This is a genomic window from Marinobacterium maritimum, from assembly GCF_039523155.1.
Lineage (GTDB): Bacteria > Pseudomonadota > Gammaproteobacteria > Pseudomonadales > Balneatricaceae > Marinobacterium > Marinobacterium maritimum.
Window position 1 is genome coordinate 98513 of record NZ_BAAAET010000001.1, and the last position, 18205, is coordinate 116717.

An 18205-nucleotide genomic window follows, 5' to 3' on the forward strand; every position below is an offset into this window, starting at 1 on the left:
CCGAAACGCGATATACACGAGCCTGCTGCCCCTTACGTGCAACCGAATAACGGCACGGGCTCGTCAGACCCTACGACTACAATAACAGGGGTACAGAATATGAACCGACTGGACGTAGAGCAGTTCGATAGTCTGCTGTCCGCCTTGTACGAAGCTTGCATGGACAACGCCTATTGGGACGATGCCCTGGAACAGCTGCGTGCACTTTTTTCCGCCAACTATGTCACCCTGATTCTGAAAATGCCCGATTCTCAGGACGAAGATGACTTGGGATTGATGGTCTCGGTGGGCGATATGCAGGACTCCGGCAAGGTGGTCTACTTCCCGTACCGCCATAACCTGACGCCGTTCGTCAACCAGGCGCCCGACAAGGTCTTCACCGAAGAGGACCTGATGAGCCCCGAGGAGTGGCATGACAGCCCCTACCGGATCCACTGGTGCGCCTGCAACGATGTCTATCACGTGATGGCGGTGGATATCTCCACCCAGGATTCGGGGACTCTGAGGTTCCGACTCACCCGTCCAGAAAATTCAGAACCCTTCTCTGACAATGACAAGGCCCTGTGCCAGTTCCTGTTGCCTCACATCCGTCGGTCGCTCAATGTTCGCAACCTGCTGGACCGAAGTCAGACGCTGGGCAGTCTCTACTCCAAGGCGATCAGTCGTCTCTCCATCGCTACCGTACTGATCGACGAAAATGGCCAGATCCTGGAAGAAAATGTCTTCGCCAAGGAGATTCTTGAATCCGGCGACGGCCTCAAGATCGTTGGTGGACGCCTGGAGGCGAGCTATCCCAGTGACAACCGTGAGCTGCGCCGCCTGATCAAGGACGCATTCGAACACAAGCGGGGCGAGGGTGAGCACGCACTTCCCGAGGCGATGTCCGTTACCCGTCCATCCGGTGAGGTCAGCCTGGGGGTGGTGGTCGAGTCGATTCCATCCACGGCCTGGGCCGAAGGCAAGGGACAGCCGGCTGCAGTAGTGTATATCCGTGATGCCGTCGGCAAGTCACAGGCCAGCAACGAAGTGGCCAAGAAACTGTTCGGTCTGACGCCGGCCGAAACGGCGCTGTCGGTTCAGCTGGCCAACGGCCTGTCGCTGGAAGAAGCGGCCGAGGCGCTCAATATTCGCCGTAATACCGCCCGTGCCCACCTGCGAGCGATCTTCTCCAAGACCGGTGTGCGTCGTCAGACCGAACTGGTACGTATCTTCCTCAACAGCGTGGCGGCGCTGGGGCAGGGTGATCAGGAGCACTGATTTTCAACCTCGTCCTCTTGGGGTATGTGAAAAGGCCCGGGCTGTAGCACTCTGAATAAAAAGAGGAGCTACAGTCATGGGACACGTCGCTTTCATCACCGGTGCCAGTCGTGGCATCGGTCGCGCCACCGCCATCGCTTTTGCCCGCGCCGGTTACGACCTGGCGCTGAGCGCCCGCACCCTGGAAGAGGGTGAAAGCCATACCCACGCGGTGCGCCATGCCGACGGCCGCTCTCTGAGCGGCAGCCTCAACGCCACCGCTGCTGAAGCGCGTGAATACGGCGTGGAGGTGAAAGTCTTCCGCATGGACCTGCTCGACTCGGCATCGGTGACTGACGTGGCCGACCAGGTGCTGGAGCATTTCGGCCGTGTCGATGTGCTGATCAACAATGCGGTCTACCAGGGCAGTGATCTGAATCTGCCGTTCATGTCCCTCGAACCCGAAACCCTTGAGCGTGTTGCCCAAGGCTACATCATGGCGCCCTTCCTGCTGACCCGGCGGCTGATGCCCCGGATGCTGCAGCAGGGTGGAGCCACCATCATCAACATGACCTCCGGTGCCGGCGAGAGCGATCCGCCGGTTTCGGCCGGCAAGGGTGGCTGGGGCTATGCCTACGGGGCCGGCAAGGCCGCCGTTTCTCGGCTGTCCGGCATTCTATGCCGTGAGCTGGGTGATCAGGGTATCCGCGCCTTTACCGTCAATCCCGGTGTCGTCACCACCGAAACCCTCCAGGCCACCATCGGCGACAAGGGCCTGATCGCCCTGCGCAACGGCTCGGCTTCGCCCGAGCTGCCGGCACAGGTACTGCTCTGGCTGGCTCAGCAGCCGGCAGCGGATGACTATCAGTATCAGACGATCCAGGCGCAGCCGTTTGCCCGTGAGCACGACATCGTGCCTCAGGTCTGATTCGATCTGATTGGGGGATCTAGTCTGGATGAACGATGAGGCAGACTTGCCACTCCCCGAGCATGTTTTGGTGGCCCGACTGTGGCCACCACACAACAACAAGAATCATGCTCACTGGAGGGCACGAATGATTACCAAAAGGACCTTTGCAGGCCCCGGGGGAATGGCACCCCTGGCACTGGCGCTCGCTGTCAGTCAGGCTCAGGCATTTGAGACTGTCTATCTTGGGGACGACACCACGCTGGATGCGTCGGTTACGCTCTCATACACCGCTTCCGCAAGAACATCCTCACCGTCGGATGTCTATCTCAATGACCCAAACTCGGATGACGCCACCCGCAACTTCGATCGCGGCCACCTGATCAACAACCGCGTCAACGCACTGGGCGAGATCCGTCTGCGCCATGACAATGTGGGCGCTCTGCTGCGTGGCAGCGTGTTCTACGATGATGTCTATCGCAGCAGCAATGACAACGACTCGCTGGATACCGTCAACAAGGTAGGGCCGGTCAACCGGTTTACCGACAAAACCCGCGAGATCAGTGGCTATGATCCGCGTCTGCTGGACGCCTTCGTCTACGGCAACTTCGTCATCGGCGACGACAATTATCTGTCGGTGAAGGCCGGTCGTCATATCGTGGCCTGGGGCGAGAGCCTGTTCTTCCCCAACATCAGTCAGGGCCAACTGCCGGTGGATGCGGCGGTATTCAACGTTCCTGGCACCGAAGCCAAGGAAGGATATCTGCCGGTGGGCCAGCTGTCCGCCAGTCTGACCCTGACCGACAACCTGACCCTGACCGGCTTCTACCAGTACGACTGGGAAAAGACGCGACTGAATCCGGTGGGGGATTTCTTCGGCAGTGACTACTTTGGTCCGGGAGCCCAGTTCCTGCGTTTCGGCGCCGGTGAGATTGCCAGCCTGCCCAGTCCCTGGGTGCTCAACTATGCTGGCGAGATCAAGCCCAGTGACAGCGGTCAGTGGGGTCTTGGTGCCCGCTACCTGATGGGCGACAGTACCGAGATTGGCCTGTTTCACTACCGCTATCACGACCGTGTCGGGGCATTGCTGATGGATTTCACTGGCGATACCCGCTACTCCTCGTTCAGTGACTTTAACGGCTGTACCGCCAGCGTTGGCGGCAATGCCTGTTATCAGCTGGGCTACTTCGACGATATCAAGCTGACTGGTCTGAGCATCAGCTCCAAGGTGGGCGATGTGCAGATCGGTGGTGATATCAGCTACCGCGATGGTGCGCCCGTCTATCTGGACAACGGTGCCCCGGCACGGGGCAGCTATCTGCAGACCAACCTGAACGGCGTTTACATCATAGGTCCGAGCGCGCTGGCACATCAGACCACGGTGATGGCTGAAGTGGTGCACTCGCGCATCCACGATGTTGAAGACCTGGTGGTCACCGGCGGACTGCCGGGGCAGGCCGGGACCTATAACAATTATGAATACGACGGACAGACCCGCGATAACGCCGTTCTGGCCGCCGCCGTGTTCATGGACTACCCCAACCTGTTCAGCGGCTGGGACCTGACCACCAAGGCGATCTGGACCCAGAACATCGATGGCAGCGGTTTTGCCGGTGCCGGGCTTGGCAGGGACGAGAAGCGTCTGACGCTGGGCGCCGACTTCAAATACCTCGGCAATATGCAGATGGGCCTTACCTGGGTGAACTACCTCAGCTCGGCCAATCTCGACAAGGGCCGCACCATGGCTGACCGCGACTATGTCTCGCTCAGTGCCAAATACACCTTCTAATCTGCAGGGATGTTGAGATGAAACTGAATTATTCCATGCTGGCAGCGGGCCTGGCGCTGCACACTGTACTGGTCAGCGGTACTGCTCTGGCGGCCGCCACGGCGGAGGAGCTGGCCGAGCTGGGCACCACCCGTACCTGTGTCGGAGCGCTCAAGGCCGGTAATGCCGAGGGCTCCATTCCTGAATGGAGCGGCAAGTGGCTGGGCGTCCCCCCCCAGGTTAACTTCGAAGGCACCGGTAACCATCCGGTCGATCCGTATCCTGAAGACAAGCCTCAGTTCGTGATTACGGCGCAGAACATGGATCAGTACGCCGACAGGTTGTCGGCGGGGCAGAAAGCCCTGTTCGAGAAGTATCCGGATACCTTCCGGATGCCGATCTATGAGTCACGTCGTGACTTCCGCTTCCCGGACAAGGTGTGCGAGGTTACCCGCCAGAATGCAGAGCATGCCAAACTGGTGGATAACGGCGAGGGCGTCGAAGGCACTACCGGTGGCATTCTCTTTCCCTTCCCGAAAAGCGGGCTGGAGCTGCTGTGGACCTCGTCGATCTTCACCTATCGGCCCTGGACCGAGGAGCTGATCTCCGACAACGCCTATGTGCTGGAAGACGGCAACATCAACTGGGGCCGGGTGAAGTCACGCAATCTGGCACCGCACCTGAAGACCGGTACCAGCGGGCCGACCGAGGGGCAGTCCTCCTTCTACCTGAACGAAACCATCCTGCCCGAGCGTGATCGCGGCGAGATCAACACCGGCATGGAGTTCTGGAACCACACCAACGAACCGCGCCAGAGCTGGCGCTACGACCCGGGTACCCGCCGTGTGCGTCAGTCGCCGGAGTACGGCTATGACATGTCCTTCCCGGGTACTGGCGGGTCCATCACCGTGGATGAGGTACGCATCTTCAATGGTTCGCCCAAGCGCTACGACTGGAAGATCGTCGGCCAGCAGGAGATGTACATCCCGTACAACACCTACCGCCTGCACTCCAATGAGATCAGCTATGACGAGCTGCTGACGCCGGGCCATGCCAACCCGGAGCACATGCGTTACGAGCTGCACCGCGTCTGGGTGCTGGAAGCCAACCTCAAGGGTGACTACCGCCATATCTATGGCAAGCGTCACATGTACATCGACGAGGACACCTGGTTCATGGTGATGGCCGACAACTACGACGCCCGTGGCGGCCTCTGGCGCACCTCGATGCTGAACTACTTCTATGCCTACGAGGCGCAGACCTGGCAGGCGGGCGTGGGTTTCTACCATGACCTTCAGGCGGGCAGCTATCTGGCGTTCAACCTGGTCAACGAACAGCCCAAGGCATACACGCTTAATCGCGGCACCCTGTCTGATCGGGACTTCGGTCCTCAGGCAGCGCGTCGCGCAGGGCTTTAAACCACCCACGGGCACCCTCCAGGGTGCCCATTTTGGCAACCAACACTTTTAACTAACAGGGAGCGATGAACCATGGAGTTCCGCTTTACTGAAGAGCAGCAGATGATCCGCGAGACCGCCGCGAGCTTCTTCGCCGACTGCTCAACCTCAGCCGCCGTGCGAGAGGCGATGGTCACCGAGCGTGGCTATGACCTCTCGCTCTGGCAGCAGATCTGTGACGACCTCTACCTGCATGCGATTACTTTGCCCGAGTCACTGGGAGGCATGGGGCTGGGGTATGTGGAACTGGTGGCGGTCATGGAGCAGATGGGTCGCTATCTGGTCTGCTCGCCCTATTTTGCCACCGTGTGTCAGGCCGTGCCCGCGTTGCAGCGGGCCGGAAGCGAGGAACAGTCTGCTCCATGGCTGGAGCGAATACTGGGTGGCGAGACCGCAACCCTGGCCTGGATCGGGCAGGAGCAGCCGGGCTGCGACGCCGTGACCGCAACCTTCGAACCGGTCGAGGGCGGCTATCGTCTGTCCGGTGACTACCATCTGGTCGTCGATGGTCACAGCGCCGACATCCTGGTGCTGGTGGCGCGTCAGCCCGGAACGACAGGGCGTGACGGTGTGAGCCTCTTTGTCGTCGATGCCAGTGCCCTTGTTAATACAAACGCCATCGAGCGCCAGTGGACGCCGACACTGGACCAGACCCGTCATCTGGGGCGCATCCGGATCGACAGCCTGCTGCTGCCGGTGGACGCCTGTCTGGGGGAATATGGACAGTCTGGCGCGGTGCTGGAGCAGGTGTTGCAACTGGCGACGGTGGCACTGGCTGCCGAGCAGATGGGTGCGGCCCAGCAGGTGCAGGATTTGGCGGTTCAGTACACCAAGGAGCGTGAGCAGTTCGGCCGCCCGATCGCCAGCTTTCAAGCGATCAAGCACAAGGCCGCCGACATGATGTTGAGGACCGAGGTGGCTCGCTCCGCCTGTTATTACGCCGCTTGCATCGCCGATGAAGCCTGGCAGAGGCGCGCAATGGCCGCCGAATTGCCCGAAGCCGCGGCGATCGCCAAGTCCTACTGCTCAGAGGCCTGTTTCCGTAATGCCGGTGAGGCGTTGCAGATGCATGGCGGTGTCGGCTTTACCTGGGAGTACGACGTGCACCTCTACTTCAAGCGGGCCAAGGCCAGCGAATTGATGCTGGGCACGGCCAGTGAGCACCGTGAAACCCTGGCCAAGCTGTTGCTGGATGTTGATCAACCTGACAAAGGAGCCGCCGCATGAAACTGAGCTTCAGCGCCGAAGACGAGCGTTTTCGCACCGAAGTGGCCGACTGGCTGGCCGCCAACCTGACCGGCGAGTTCGCCCAACTGAAACTCCGTGGCGGTCCCGGTGACGAGCACAGTTTCCCGGAAGAGCGCAAACGCTGGGAGCAGAGGCTGGCAGAAGGCGGCTGGACCTGTGTCGGCTGGCCGCCGGAGCATGGCGGTCGTGGCTGCAGCATCGAGCAGCAGGTGATCTTTTTCGAGGAGTACGCCCGTGCCGGTGCGCCCGGGCGTGTGGGTCATATCGGTGAGGGGCTGGCTGGCCCGACCATCATTGCTTTTGGCACTCCTGAGCAGCAGGCGAAATACCTGCCCGGCATCCTGTCCGGCACCGAACTCTGGTGTCAGGGCTACTCCGAGCCGGGGGCTGGATCCGATCTGGCCAACGTCAAGACCAAGGCCCGCTTCGATGCCGAGCGCAACAAGTGGATCATCAACGGTCAGAAGGTATGGACCTCGCTGGCACATGAGTCCGACTACTGCTTCGTGATTGCCCGAACCGATCCTGAGTCAGTGGGCCACAAGGGGTTGGGCTTCTTTCTGGTGAAGATGGAGCAGCCGGGTGTCGAGGTACGCCCCATTGAGCAGATCACCGGTACATCCGAGTTCAACGAAGTGTTCTTCGACGATGTCGAGTGCGATGCCGGCGATATTGTCGGCGAACCGGGTGACGGCTGGAAGGTGGCGATGGGGCTGCTGGGTTTCGAGCGCGGTGTGTCCACGCTGGGCCAGCAGATGCAGTTCCAGAACGAGCTGGACGAAGTGATCCGTATCGCCCGGGAGAACGGCAAGGACCGAGATCCTGCTATCCGGCAGCGCATCGCTCAGGCCCATGCCAAGCTGAAGATCATGCGCTACAACAGCCTGCGCATGCTGTCCGGCCAGAGCGGCAGTGATGGCAGCCTGCAGGGCGAGGCATTGATCTACAAGCTGTTCTGGTCCACCTGGCACCGCAGCTTGGGTGAACTGGCTATCGATATCTGTGGTCAGCAGGGACAACTGCTGACAGCTGCACCCTATGAATTGACCCGTCTGCAATCGCTGTTCCTGTTCGTGCGCTCAGACACCATCTACGGCGGAAGCAACCAGATCCAGCGCAATATCATCGCTGAACGTGGCCTGCAGATGCCCCGCGAACCCAAGTGGCACTAGGCGAGGAAAGCTCATGTCCGATTACCGTCAGCAGGCGTTTACCCCCTATCAGCTGGGGCCGATCACGCTGCGAAACCGTTTTATTCGTGCCGGTGCCAACGAGGCGATGAGCCTTGAGGGCACCCCGACGCGTGCCATGGTCAAGCACCATCGCGACATGGCCCGGGGCGGGGTGGCGTTGACCACCGTCGCCTATGGTGCCGTGTCCGAGCGGGGGCGTACCCTGCCGAACCAGATCTGGCTGCGTGAAGAGATCATCCCGGATCTGAAAGTGCTCACGGATGCTGTCCACGCCGAGGGCGGCAAGATCTCCATGCAGCTGACTCATGGTGGCTCGTTTATCACCTCGATCAAGGTGAAGGGACGCACCATCAGTGCCTCCTCCGGCATCAACAAGGCGGGGCTTTTGTGCGGCAACTTCCTGCAGCGGGCGATGAAAGAGAAGGATATGGCCCAGGTGACCGACGAGTTTGTCGCAGCGGCCAGAATCTGTCGTGAGGCCGGTTTCGATGCCGTCGAGCTGCATATGGGGCATGGTTATCTGCTTAATCAGTTCATCTCGCCGCTGTCGAACAGGCGCAAGGATGAATACGGCGGCAGTGCCGAGAACCGGGCCCGCTTCCCGGCGCGGGTACTCAAGGCGGTGAAACAGGCCGTGGGCCAGGATATGGCGGTTTTGGCCAAGATCAACGTGGCTGACGGCGTGCGCAAGGGGGCTACCGTCGAGGATGCCATCGTCACCGGCCGGGTACTGCAGCAAGCGGGGGCCGACATGCTGGTGCTGTCGGGTGGGCGCAATATCGAATCCGGCTGGTTCATGTTTGGCAGTAACATGAACCTGGACGAGATGAGCAAGGTGCTGGCCGACCAGAAGCTGACACTGGCGATGATCAAACTGTCGCAGAAGGGCGTGCCTAAGGTGAAATTCCGGCCGATGTACTTTCTCGATTACTCGCGGCGCATCCGTGCCGAGCTGGATATTCCCTTGGCCTACCTGGGCGGCGCCCGCTCCATGAATGATGTGGAGCAGGCAATGTCGGAAGGCTTCGAGGCTGTGGTGATGGCGCGCCCCTTGTTGCACGACCCGGAGCTGGTGCGCAAGTTCCAGCAGGGACTGGTCACGACCAGCGGCTGCACCAACTGCAATGGCTGCGTGCCCTATATCTACCACCCCGGCGGCACCCGTTGTATCGAGAATCCACCGAATGATCTGGCGTTAAACCAGCAGCCGGCGCGTTCGGAGACAAGCACCTTGTAGGTGCTTGCCCTGCAAGCGATGCTTCTAAGGCTTTGGGTAAGCAAAAAAAGACTCCCGGGGTGTGCGGCCGCCGGGAGCCAAAGACCATGTGTGAGATGGTTCAAGTGCAAGTCAGACGAGAGTCATTGATTCGCTGGTGATTATTCCCCTGTAAATTCCGGATGGCGCTTTTCCAGAAACGCCTGCATTCCTTCCTGCTGGTCGCGTGACGCGAACAGCACGGCGTTGGCCTTGCGCTCCAGCGCCAGGGCGCTTTCCAGCGACGCATCCATGCCGTGCAGGATGCATTCCTTGATCTGTTCAACGGCCAGCGGTGGCATGCGTGTGATGGTGCGCGCGGTTTTGAGGGCGATTTCCAGCACCTGATCGTCCGGACAGACCTCGCTGACCAGCCCCGCCACCCAGGCTTCCTGCGCGGTAATCGGTCGACCGGTGAGCGCCATGCTCATCGCCTTGGTTTTGCCTACAGCCCTTACCAGGCGCTGGGTGCCACCGATGCCCGGCATGATGCCGATGCGGATCTCCGGCTGACAGAAGCTGGCGCCTTCGCCCGCGATCAGAATGTCGGCGTGCATCGCCAGCTCGCAGCCGCCGCCGAAGGCGTAACCGCAGATGGCGGCGATCACCGGTTTGGGGCAGTGCTGAATCGGTGCCCAGACCCGTTCGGTGTGACGCTTGTAGATCTCGATCGGGTCGGCATCGATCAATCCCGTGATATCTCCGCCTGCCGCGAACACCTTGTCTCCACCGGTCAGCACGATACAGCGCACGCTGTCGTCAGCGGCCAACTCGGTGAAGCGGCGGTTGAGTTGTTGCTGCAGCTCCAGACTCAATGCGTTGGTGGCCTGGGGGCGGTTCAGGCGCAACAGGGCAATTCCCGGCTCGGGACGTTCCAGCAGCAGTGTTTCTTCAGGACGTTGTGAGTCGGACACGGCAATCGCCTCGCTGACAATGGATATTGACGGCGATTGTGTCAGCTGACGCCAGATAAACATCGTCCGTTCAGACGAAGAGTGAGAGCTGGGGGGCTTATTAGACTGGCTGCATTGGTTAAAAAAGGAGGCGTATATGACGCAGTCAGTTCACTTCGATTACAGCGGGCAGGTGGTGCTGGTCACCGGCGGCACCAAGGGTATCGGTGCCGGTATCGCCCGTGCGTTTCTGGGCGCCGGTGCGACTGTCATTGTATGCGGTCGTGGCGAGCCCGAGCAATTGCCGGTCGAGAATGGCCGTGAGGCGATATTCATGCCGCTGGATGTGCGTGACTACGACGCCGCCGAAGCACTGATGCAGACCGTTGTTAACGAATATGGTCGCCTCGATGTGCTGGTCAACAATGCCGGGGGCGCTCCTCATGCGCTGGCCGGTGACGTCTCGCCACGCTTCCACGAAGGCATTCTGCGCCTCAACCTGATTGCACCGCTCAATCTGGCTCAGCTGGCCAACCGCCACATGCAGCAGCAGGAGCAGGGCGGCAGCATCATCTTCATCGGCAGTATCAGTGCGCTTCGCGCCTCTCCGGGTACGGCAGCCTATGGCGCGGCCAAGGCGGGCATTCTGTCGCTGGCGGCCTCGCTGGCGGTGGAGTGGGCGCCGAAAGTGCGTGTGGTGGCCGTCAGCCCGGGGCTGATCCGGACCGAACAGTCGCACCTGCACTACGGCGACGACGCCGGCATCCAGGCGGTGGCCGATACCATCCCGGCCGGTCGTCTGGGCAGTCCCGAAGATATCGGTAACGCCTGCCTCTACATGGCGTCGCCCATCGCGTCCTACACCAGCGGCAGCAACCTGCTGCTCAACGGTGGCGGCGAGAAACCCGCATTTTTGCAGGCCGGTATGGCCAACGACTGAAACAACCCGGCGCCGCCCGCGACCGGGCGGCCCCATTGTTAGCAAGGAGACGTATCTTGACTGATTACGCATGGTTATCGGAAGTACGTTCCATGGTGGGGCGGGAGTATGGCCGCATCTACGCATGGGACGAAGTGAACCCGGCGATGGTTCGGCAGTGGTGTGAAGCGATGGGAATCGAGAACCCGCTCTACACCGATCCTGAATATGCCGCGACCACCGAGTTTGGTGAAATAGTAGCGCCTCCGGCGATGCTTCAGGCCTGGTGCCTCGAAGGTATGCACATGAACAACTACCCGCCGGGCTCCACCGATGAGAACCCCTACGAGGTGCTGCAGCTGATCGAGGATCAGGGCTATCCGGCAGTCGTGGCCGTGAATTCTGAACTGACCTTCGACCGCTACGTGCGCATGGGCGAAAAGCTTTACTACACCACCCTGATCAAGGAAGTCAGCGAAGAGAAGGCCACCGCACTCGGCACAGGCTTCTTCGTTACCCAGGTGATGTCCTTCTTCTCCGAGAAGCCCGAGGGCGATGAGAAAGTGGGCGAGCTGATGTTCCGGGTGATCAAGTTCAAGCCGGCCAACCAGCCCAAACCGGTCGAAAAGGGTGAATCTGCGGTTCCCAAGATCAAGCGCCCCAAGCCGGGTATCAGTGACGATACCCGTTTCTTCTGGGAAGGCTGCGAGGCAGGCGAGCTGCGTATCCAGCAGTGCAACAGCTGTAACAAGCTGCAGCACCCGCCGGGCCCGGTCTGCAGTCACTGCCACAGCTTCGAGCTGGGTTACCACGTCAGCAAGGGCAGCGGCGAGCTGTACTCCTTTGTGGTGATGCACTACCCGGAAGTGCCTCCGTTCGACTACCCCAACCCCATCGGTCTGATCCAGCTGGATGAAGGTGTCCGCCTGCCGGCTGGTCTGGTGGGTATCGAGCCGTCCGAACTGAAGATCGGCCAGCGGGTGCAGGTCGAGTTCCACACCTTTGACGACGAGCTGACCCTGCCGCTGTTCCGGCCGGTGTCTGCCTGAGGAGGACGCATGGATTTTTCATTGACCGAAGATCAGCGCGCCATCGCCGACATGGCGGATGGGCTGTTCACGGACTTTTGTAGCGACGAGAAACTGCGCGAGTTCGATGACTCCGGCGCCACGCTGATGCAGGAGCTGTGGCAGACCTGTGTCGAGACCGGCCTGCACTCGCTGTACATCCCCGAAGCCGCAGGCGGCAGTGGCCTGGGCATGACCGAGCTGATGCTGGTGCTGGAAGCTCAGGGCAAGGGCCTGGGACTGGTGCAGCTGTGGCGTCATCAGGTGGCGGCTGCGGCTTTGGCCGAGTTCGCACCGGAGCAGTTTGCTGGTGTGCTCGAAGGCGCCGCGTCTGCCGAACAGGTGCTGACACTGTCGGTGGGTGATCAGAGTCGTTCTACCGGCCTGGCCCTGACGGCCGAGCAGAACGCCAACGGCTGGCTGCTCAACGGTATCGCCCATGCGGTGCCCGGTACAGCTGAAGCCTCGGCTGCGGTGGTGCTGGTCGAGACTGATGAGGGCGTGCGCCCTGTCTGCGTCAGCTTTGACACCCCCGGGGTAACACTGGTGTCGGGTGTGCTGACTCAGGGCGAGAGCGCTGCCGACCTGGAATTCGACCAGGTGCAGCTGCCGGCGGAAGCGGTGCTGCCGCTGGCAGCGACCGAGTGGCTGGAAGTGCGCGCCATCGCGGCTCAGGCAGCACTGCAGCTGGGTGTCAGTCGGGAACAGATTCGCCGCACCGTCGAGTATGTCAACGAGCGTACCCAGTTCGAGCGTCGCATCGGCCAGTTCCAGGCGGTGCAGATGGGCATGGCGGACTGCCATGTCGCGGTCGAAGCGCTGCGTTCCGCGCTCTGGCAGCTGTGCTACCGCATCGATGCCGGTCTGCCGGCACCGTCCGAAGCGCTGGCAACCGCTTGGCTGGCCTGCGAGGCAGGTCATGTTGTAGGCCACAAGGCACAGCACGTACATGGCGGCATCGGTGTCGACCTGACCTACCCGATTCACCGTTTTCTCTACTGGAGCCGCGCCCTGAGCCTGGGCCTGGGCGGCAGCCGTGCAACGCTTGAGCGTCTCGGCGATTGGCTGGCAACTCACGATACCTTGGGATGGAAATATGACCTCAATGAAAACCAGACGTTTTGAAGATGTCAGTCTCGGTGAGCAGCTGCCGCCACTGGAGATCCCTGTCACCGTGGCACTGATTGCCGGTGGCGCCATTGCGACCCGTGACTACTTTCCGGGCCACCACGACAAGGATGCGGCTCAGGAGCTGGGCTCGCCGCACGTATTCATGAATATCCTCACCACCAGTGGTCTGGTGGAGCGCTTTGTCGAGGAGTGGTGCGGTCCTGAAGGTCGTTTCAAGGACCTGAAGATCCGCCTGGGTGCGCCCAACTACCCGGGTGACACCATGACCTTCAAGGGCGAGGTGACGGCGCTGGATGCGGATACCCGCACCGCCGAAGTCACCCTGAAGGGCAAGAATTCCATGGGCAACCACGTCACCGGTACGGTGGCGGTGACGCTGCCCTGAGCCGGAGGAGAGTGCAATGAATGAACTGATCAGCAACAAGGCTGCGATTGTCGGCCTTGGCGCCACCGAATTTTCCAAGAACTCCGGCCGTACCGAACTGCGTCTGGCGATGGAAGCGACTCTGGCCGCTCTGGAAGACGCCGGTATCGATCCGTCCGAAGTGGACGGTTTCAGCAGCTACTCCGTGGACAAGGTGCCCGAGTACGAGATCGCCCGCCTGCTGGGCTGCAAGGACGTAAAGTTCTTCTCCCAGATCCCGCACGGTGGTGGTGCCGCCTGTGCGCCGATCATGCATGCGGCGATGGCGGTGGCCACCGGTGTGGCCAAGACCGTGGTGGTCTACCGCGCCATGAACGAACGCTCCTGGTACCGTTTCGGCACCGGCAGCTACGGTTTTGCCGACACGCCAATTTTTGAGAACGTTAACTACGGCTGGTACATGCCGCACGGCTTCCACACCCCGGCGGCCTGGGTGGGCATGTTCGCGCAGCGCTACATGCATACCTATGGCGCGACTTCCGAAGACTTCGGTCGTGTGGCCGTGGCGGTGCGTGACTTTGCTGCGACCAACCCCAACGCCTTCTTCTACGAGAAGCCGATCACGCTGGAGGAGCACCAGGCTTCACGCTGGATCTGTGAACCGCTGCACCTGCTCGACTGCTGCCAGGAATCCGATGGTGCGGTCGCCATGGTGATCACCAGCGCCGAGCGCGCCAGGGACATGAAGCAGAAGCCGGTATTGATCAAGGCCGGCTCCCAGGGCATCGCCGATGGCCAGCAGATCATGACCTCCTACTACCGCGAAGACATCACCGGCCTGCCGGAGATGGGCGTGGTCGCGCGCGAGCTGTACAACCAGTCCGGTCTGGGCCCGGATGATATCCAGACCGCGGTGATCTACGACCACTTCACCCCGTTCGTGCTGCCGCAGCTGGAAGAGTTCGGTTTCGCCAAGCGCGGCGAGGCAAAGGACTTCATCCGTGCCGGTCATCATGCCCGCGGCGGCAAGCTGCCGATCAACACCCATGGCGGCCAGCTGGGCGAGGCCTACATCCACGGCATGAACGGTGTTGCCGAGGCGGTGCGCCAGGTGCGTGGCAGCTCGGTTAACCAGGTGAATGATGTCGAGAACGTGCTGGTTACCGCCGGTACCGGCGTACCGACCAGCGGTCTGATTCTGAGCGCAAGCTAAGGAGGTCACATGTTTGTCGATCTGACACCCGAGCAGCATGCGCTGCGGCTGAAAGTCCGAGACTACTTCAGCAACCTGATGACCCCTGAGCTGCGCAGCTCGCTGCGCGGCAAGGAGGGCGGTGACGAGTTTCGCGGCACCATCCGCCAGATGGGCAAGGATGGCTGGCTGGCCGTGGGCTGGCCCAAGGAGCACGGTGGTCAGGGCTATGGCCCGACCGAGCAGCTGATCTTCTTCGAAGAGGCCAACATCGCCGGTGCGCCGCTGCCATTCGTGACCATCAGCACTGTGGGACCTGCGCTGATGGAGCATGGCTCCGAGCTGCAGAAGGAGAAGTTCCTGCCCGGTATCGCCAGCGGCGAGATCAACTTCGCCATCGGCTATTCCGAGCCCAATGCCGGTTCCGACCTGGCGATGCTGCAGACCTCGGCCCGTGTCGAGGACGATCACTTCGTTGTTAACGGCAACAAGCTGTGGACCTCCGGTGCCGAGTCGGCAGACTTTGTCTGGCTGGCGGCGCGCACCGATCCGGATCTGCCACGCCACAAGGGCGTGTCCATCCTGATTGTGGATACGCAGGAAGAGGGCTTCTCCCACACGGTGATCCCGACCTGTTCCAACCCCACCGCCGCGACCTACTATGACAATGTGCGCGTGCCACGCGAGATGCTGGTGGGCGAGTTGCACGGCGGCTGGAAACTGATCACCTCCCAGCTCAACCATGAGCGCCTGGGTCTCGGCTCCTGGTCCGACAAGGTGGTAGGCTTGTTCCGCAGGGTTTATCTGTGGGCCAAGGCGAAGGATGAAAACGGTCGTTGTGCCATGGATCAGGCCTGGGTGCGTTCGGCACTGGCCGAATGCTACTCGCGGCTGGAAGCGATGCGCCTGATCAACTTCCGTATCGCCGCCGGCCTAGAAGCGGGGCAGATGGATGTGGCTCTGGCCTCGACCACCAAGGTGTACGGCTCCGAGTCAGCCATCGAGATCCTGCGTCGCCTGATGGATGTGGTCGGTGCCAACGGCATGATCCGTGAAGGTTCGGCCGCGTCACTGCTGCTGGGCGAACTCGAATTTGAAGTTCGTGCATCGGTGACGCTGACCTTTGGCGGCGGCACCAACGAGATCCAGCGTGAACTGATCGCCCAGTTCGGTCTGGGCATGCCGCGCACGGCGCGCTGATACCGGCACGAGGAGATAACAATAATGAGTGCTATCGAAACTTTCCGCGCCGAAACCCGCGCCTGGCTCGAGGCCAACTGCCCCGAGTCGCTGCGCGGGGCGGCCGCCAGCGGCGAGCTGGTCTGGGGCGGCTCCCAAGTCGAGTTTGCCAACGAAGACCAGCGCCTCTGGTTTGAGCGCATGCGTGATCGCAACTGGTTCTGTCCGGCCTGGCCCGCGGCCTATGGCGGTGGCGGCCTGTCGGCGGAGGAGGATGCGGTGCTGCAGCAGGAGCTGAAACGCCTCAAGTGCCGCCCGCCGCAGATCAACCTGGGTATCTGGATGCTGGGCCCTGTACTGCTGGAATTCGGCACCGAAGAGCAGAAGCAGCGCCTGCTGACGCCGATGACCCGTGGTGAAGTGCGCTGGTGTCAGGGCTTCAGTGAGCCCAATGCCGGTTCCGATCTGGCCAACATCCGCACCTCGGCGGTGGATGCGGGCGACCATTTCGTCGTCAACGGCAGCAAGATCTGGACCTCCTACGGCGACAAGTCGGACTGGATGTACGCCCTGGTGCGCACCGACAACAGTAGCGCCAAGAAGCAGGATGGGATCAGCCTGCTGGTGCTGGACATGCATGCCGAAGGGGTGGAGGCCCGTCCGATCGACCTGATCAGCGGCAAGTCCTCCTTCTGCGAGGTGTTCTTCGACAACGTCAAGGTGTCCAAGGATAACCTGATCGGGCCATTGAACGGCGGCTGGACCCTGGCCAAACGCCTGCTGCAGCATGAGCGCAGTGCCATGTCCAAATTTGGCGAATTCAGTCTGCCGACCCACTTCGACCTGATGACCATTCTGGGTGATTACCTGCCCCGATCTGAAGGTGAGCCGGACAGTCCGTCCGACATTGCCCTGCGCGCCCGTGCCCAGGCCTGTGCACTGGATGAACATGCGTACAACCTGACCGTACAGCGCATGGGACAGCAGGCGCGCGCGCGACAGGATGTCAGCGGTATCGCGGCGATTATGAAACTGGTGCATAGCGAGCAGGAAAAGCAGAAGTTCGAGATTCTGGTGGATGCCATGGGTCACCGCGCCCTGGGCTGGGATGGCGACGAATTCAGTGAGCAGGAACTGGCGATCAGCAAGGCCTGGCTGATGAGCTACACCCAGACCATCGCCGGCGGCTCGTCCGAAGTGCAGCTGAACGTGATCGCCAAGCGGGTGCTGGACCTGCCTGATACTCCCAAAGGAGGCGCCAAATGAACCTGATCTATAACGAAGAGCAGCGCATGCTGCTGGACACGGCGCAGGAGTTCTTTGCCGAGCGCAGCCCGGTGTCGGCCCTGCGGGCACTGCGTGATCGCAAGGATGAGCTGGGGTTTGAGCCCGAACTCTGGCAGGAAATGACCGAACTGGGCTGGACCGCCATTCCCTTCCCGGAAAACCTGGGTGGCCTGGCGTTCGGTTACAAGGGCATGGGCACGGTGTTCGAGTCGGCCGGTCGCCATCTCAGTGCCTCGCCGCTGCTGTCTTCGGTCGTGCTCTGCGGTTCCATTCTCGAGCAGGGTGGCAGTGCTGCCCAGCAGAAAAGCTGGCTGGCGGAGCTTATCGCTGGCAGCAAGCGTTTGGCATTGGCCGTTGATGAGGGTGTGCGCCATAACCCGCAGCAGATCGAGCTGAGCGCCGTGCGCACCGATACCGGCTTCCAGCTTGATGGTCAGAAGGTGATAGTGGTGGACGGCTTCCAGGCCGATGGCTGGATCGTCGCCGCCCGTACTGGTCAGGCTGCAGACGCAATCAGTCTGTTTATCGTCCCTGCCGGAACGGCGGGCGTTGAGCAGTCGCGCCAGAACCTGATCGACTCTCGCAACACGGCTCGCCTGACCTTTACCCATGTGCAGGTGGCGCCGGAGCAGCTGATCGGAGAACTGGATCAGGGGGCTTTAATTCTGGAGAGCGCACTGGATCGAGGCCGCGCCTGTATCGCAGCCGAACTGCAGGGCGCCTGCGAAGAACTGTTCAAGACCACGCTGGAGTACCTGCGTACCCGCGTGCAGTTCGATGTGCCGATCGGCTCCTTTCAGGCGCTGCAGCATCGCGCCGCCTGGATGCATGTGGATATCGAACTGGCGCGTTCCTGCCTGATGGCAGCACTGGATGCGATCGATTCCGGTGATGCCCAGACCGCCCAGTTGGTCAGCCTGGCCAAGTGGAAGGTCGGGCAGATGGCCGACAAGGTCAGCAGCGAAGCGGTGCAGATGCATGGCGGTATCGGCGTGACCGATGAGCTGGATGTAGGCCTCTACTTCAAGCGCATCCGTGTGCTTCAGGCGTTGCTGGGTGATGCAGATTATCACCTCAACCGGGCGGCCCCGCTGCTCGAGGAGGCCTGA

Annotated in this window: 16 protein-coding genes; 15 read left to right on the forward strand and 1 reads right to left on the reverse strand. The window is 61.4% G+C overall.

Annotated features, from left to right (window positions below):
- The first annotated feature begins 99 nt into the window (after positions 1-99).
- From ABD013_RS00445 to ABD013_RS00475, 7 genes are all read left to right on the forward strand, one after another.
- Positions 100-1257: a helix-turn-helix transcriptional regulator gene (locus ABD013_RS00445; protein WP_343800601.1), complete on the forward strand. Its 1158-nt coding sequence runs from the start codon at positions 100-102 to the stop codon at positions 1255-1257.
- Positions 1258-1333: 76 nt separating this feature from the next.
- Entirely contained in the window at positions 1334-2164 is an 831-nt protein-coding gene (locus tag ABD013_RS00450; protein ID WP_343800604.1) for an SDR family NAD(P)-dependent oxidoreductase, read from the forward strand.
- Between the two features lie 127 nt (positions 2165-2291).
- A complete protein-coding gene (locus ABD013_RS00455; RefSeq protein WP_343800607.1) occupies positions 2292-3932 on the forward strand; it encodes a DUF1302 domain-containing protein in 1641 nt (546 codons plus the stop codon).
- A 17-nt stretch (positions 3933-3949) separates the two neighbouring features.
- Entirely contained in the window at positions 3950-5329 is a 1380-nt protein-coding gene (locus ABD013_RS00460; RefSeq protein ID WP_343800610.1) for a DUF1329 domain-containing protein, read from the forward strand.
- A 72-nt stretch (positions 5330-5401) separates the two neighbouring features.
- Positions 5402-6595, forward strand: coding sequence for an acyl-CoA dehydrogenase family protein (locus ABD013_RS00465; protein ID WP_343800613.1), 1194 nt, complete (start codon positions 5402-5404; stop codon positions 6593-6595).
- On the forward strand, positions 6592-7788 hold the full coding sequence (locus tag ABD013_RS00470; protein ID WP_343800616.1) for an acyl-CoA dehydrogenase family protein: 1197 nt from the start codon (positions 6592-6594) through the stop codon (positions 7786-7788). Before ABD013_RS00465 ends, ABD013_RS00470 begins: the two co-directional genes overlap by 4 nt.
- A 13-nt stretch (positions 7789-7801) precedes the next feature.
- On the forward strand, positions 7802-9046 hold the full coding sequence (locus tag ABD013_RS00475) for an NADH:flavin oxidoreductase (RefSeq protein ID WP_343800619.1): 1245 nt from the start codon (positions 7802-7804) through the stop codon (positions 9044-9046).
- A gap of 140 nt (positions 9047-9186) precedes the next feature.
- On the opposite strand, the gene ABD013_RS00480 is transcribed toward ABD013_RS00475, so the two are convergent.
- A complete protein-coding gene (locus ABD013_RS00480) occupies positions 9187-10041 on the reverse strand; it encodes an enoyl-CoA hydratase (RefSeq protein ID WP_343800622.1) in 855 nt (284 codons plus the stop codon).
- Positions 10042-10114: 73 nt separating this feature from the next.
- On the opposite strand from ABD013_RS00480, the gene ABD013_RS00485 reads away from it, so the two are divergent.
- From ABD013_RS00485 to ABD013_RS00520, 8 genes are read left to right on the forward strand one after another with little or no spacing between them, the layout of a single operon-like run.
- Positions 10115-10897, forward strand: a complete 783-nt coding sequence (locus tag ABD013_RS00485) for an SDR family oxidoreductase (RefSeq protein WP_343800625.1) — start codon at positions 10115-10117, stop codon at positions 10895-10897.
- Positions 10898-10953: 56 nt separating this feature from the next.
- A complete protein-coding gene (locus ABD013_RS00490; RefSeq protein WP_343800628.1) occupies positions 10954-11925 on the forward strand; it encodes an OB-fold domain-containing protein in 972 nt (323 codons plus the stop codon).
- Between the two features lie 9 nt (positions 11926-11934).
- A complete protein-coding gene (locus tag ABD013_RS00495) occupies positions 11935-13068 on the forward strand; it encodes an acyl-CoA dehydrogenase family protein (protein ID WP_343800632.1) in 1134 nt (377 codons plus the stop codon).
- On the forward strand, positions 13049-13459 hold the full coding sequence (locus ABD013_RS00500) for a MaoC family dehydratase (RefSeq protein WP_343800635.1): 411 nt from the start codon (positions 13049-13051) through the stop codon (positions 13457-13459). Before ABD013_RS00495 ends, ABD013_RS00500 begins: the two co-directional genes overlap by 20 nt.
- A 16-nt stretch (positions 13460-13475) precedes the next feature.
- Entirely contained in the window at positions 13476-14651 is a 1176-nt protein-coding gene (locus tag ABD013_RS00505; protein WP_343800638.1) for a lipid-transfer protein, read from the forward strand.
- A 9-nt stretch (positions 14652-14660) separates the two neighbouring features.
- Positions 14661-15830, forward strand: a complete 1170-nt coding sequence (locus tag ABD013_RS00510) for an acyl-CoA dehydrogenase family protein (RefSeq protein WP_343800641.1) — start codon at positions 14661-14663, stop codon at positions 15828-15830.
- Between the two features lie 24 nt (positions 15831-15854).
- A complete protein-coding gene (locus tag ABD013_RS00515) occupies positions 15855-17075 on the forward strand; it encodes an acyl-CoA dehydrogenase family protein (protein ID WP_343800645.1) in 1221 nt (406 codons plus the stop codon).
- A complete protein-coding gene (locus ABD013_RS00520; RefSeq protein WP_343800648.1) occupies positions 17072-18205 on the forward strand; it encodes an acyl-CoA dehydrogenase family protein in 1134 nt (377 codons plus the stop codon). The genes ABD013_RS00515 and ABD013_RS00520 overlap by 4 nt, the downstream gene beginning before the upstream one ends.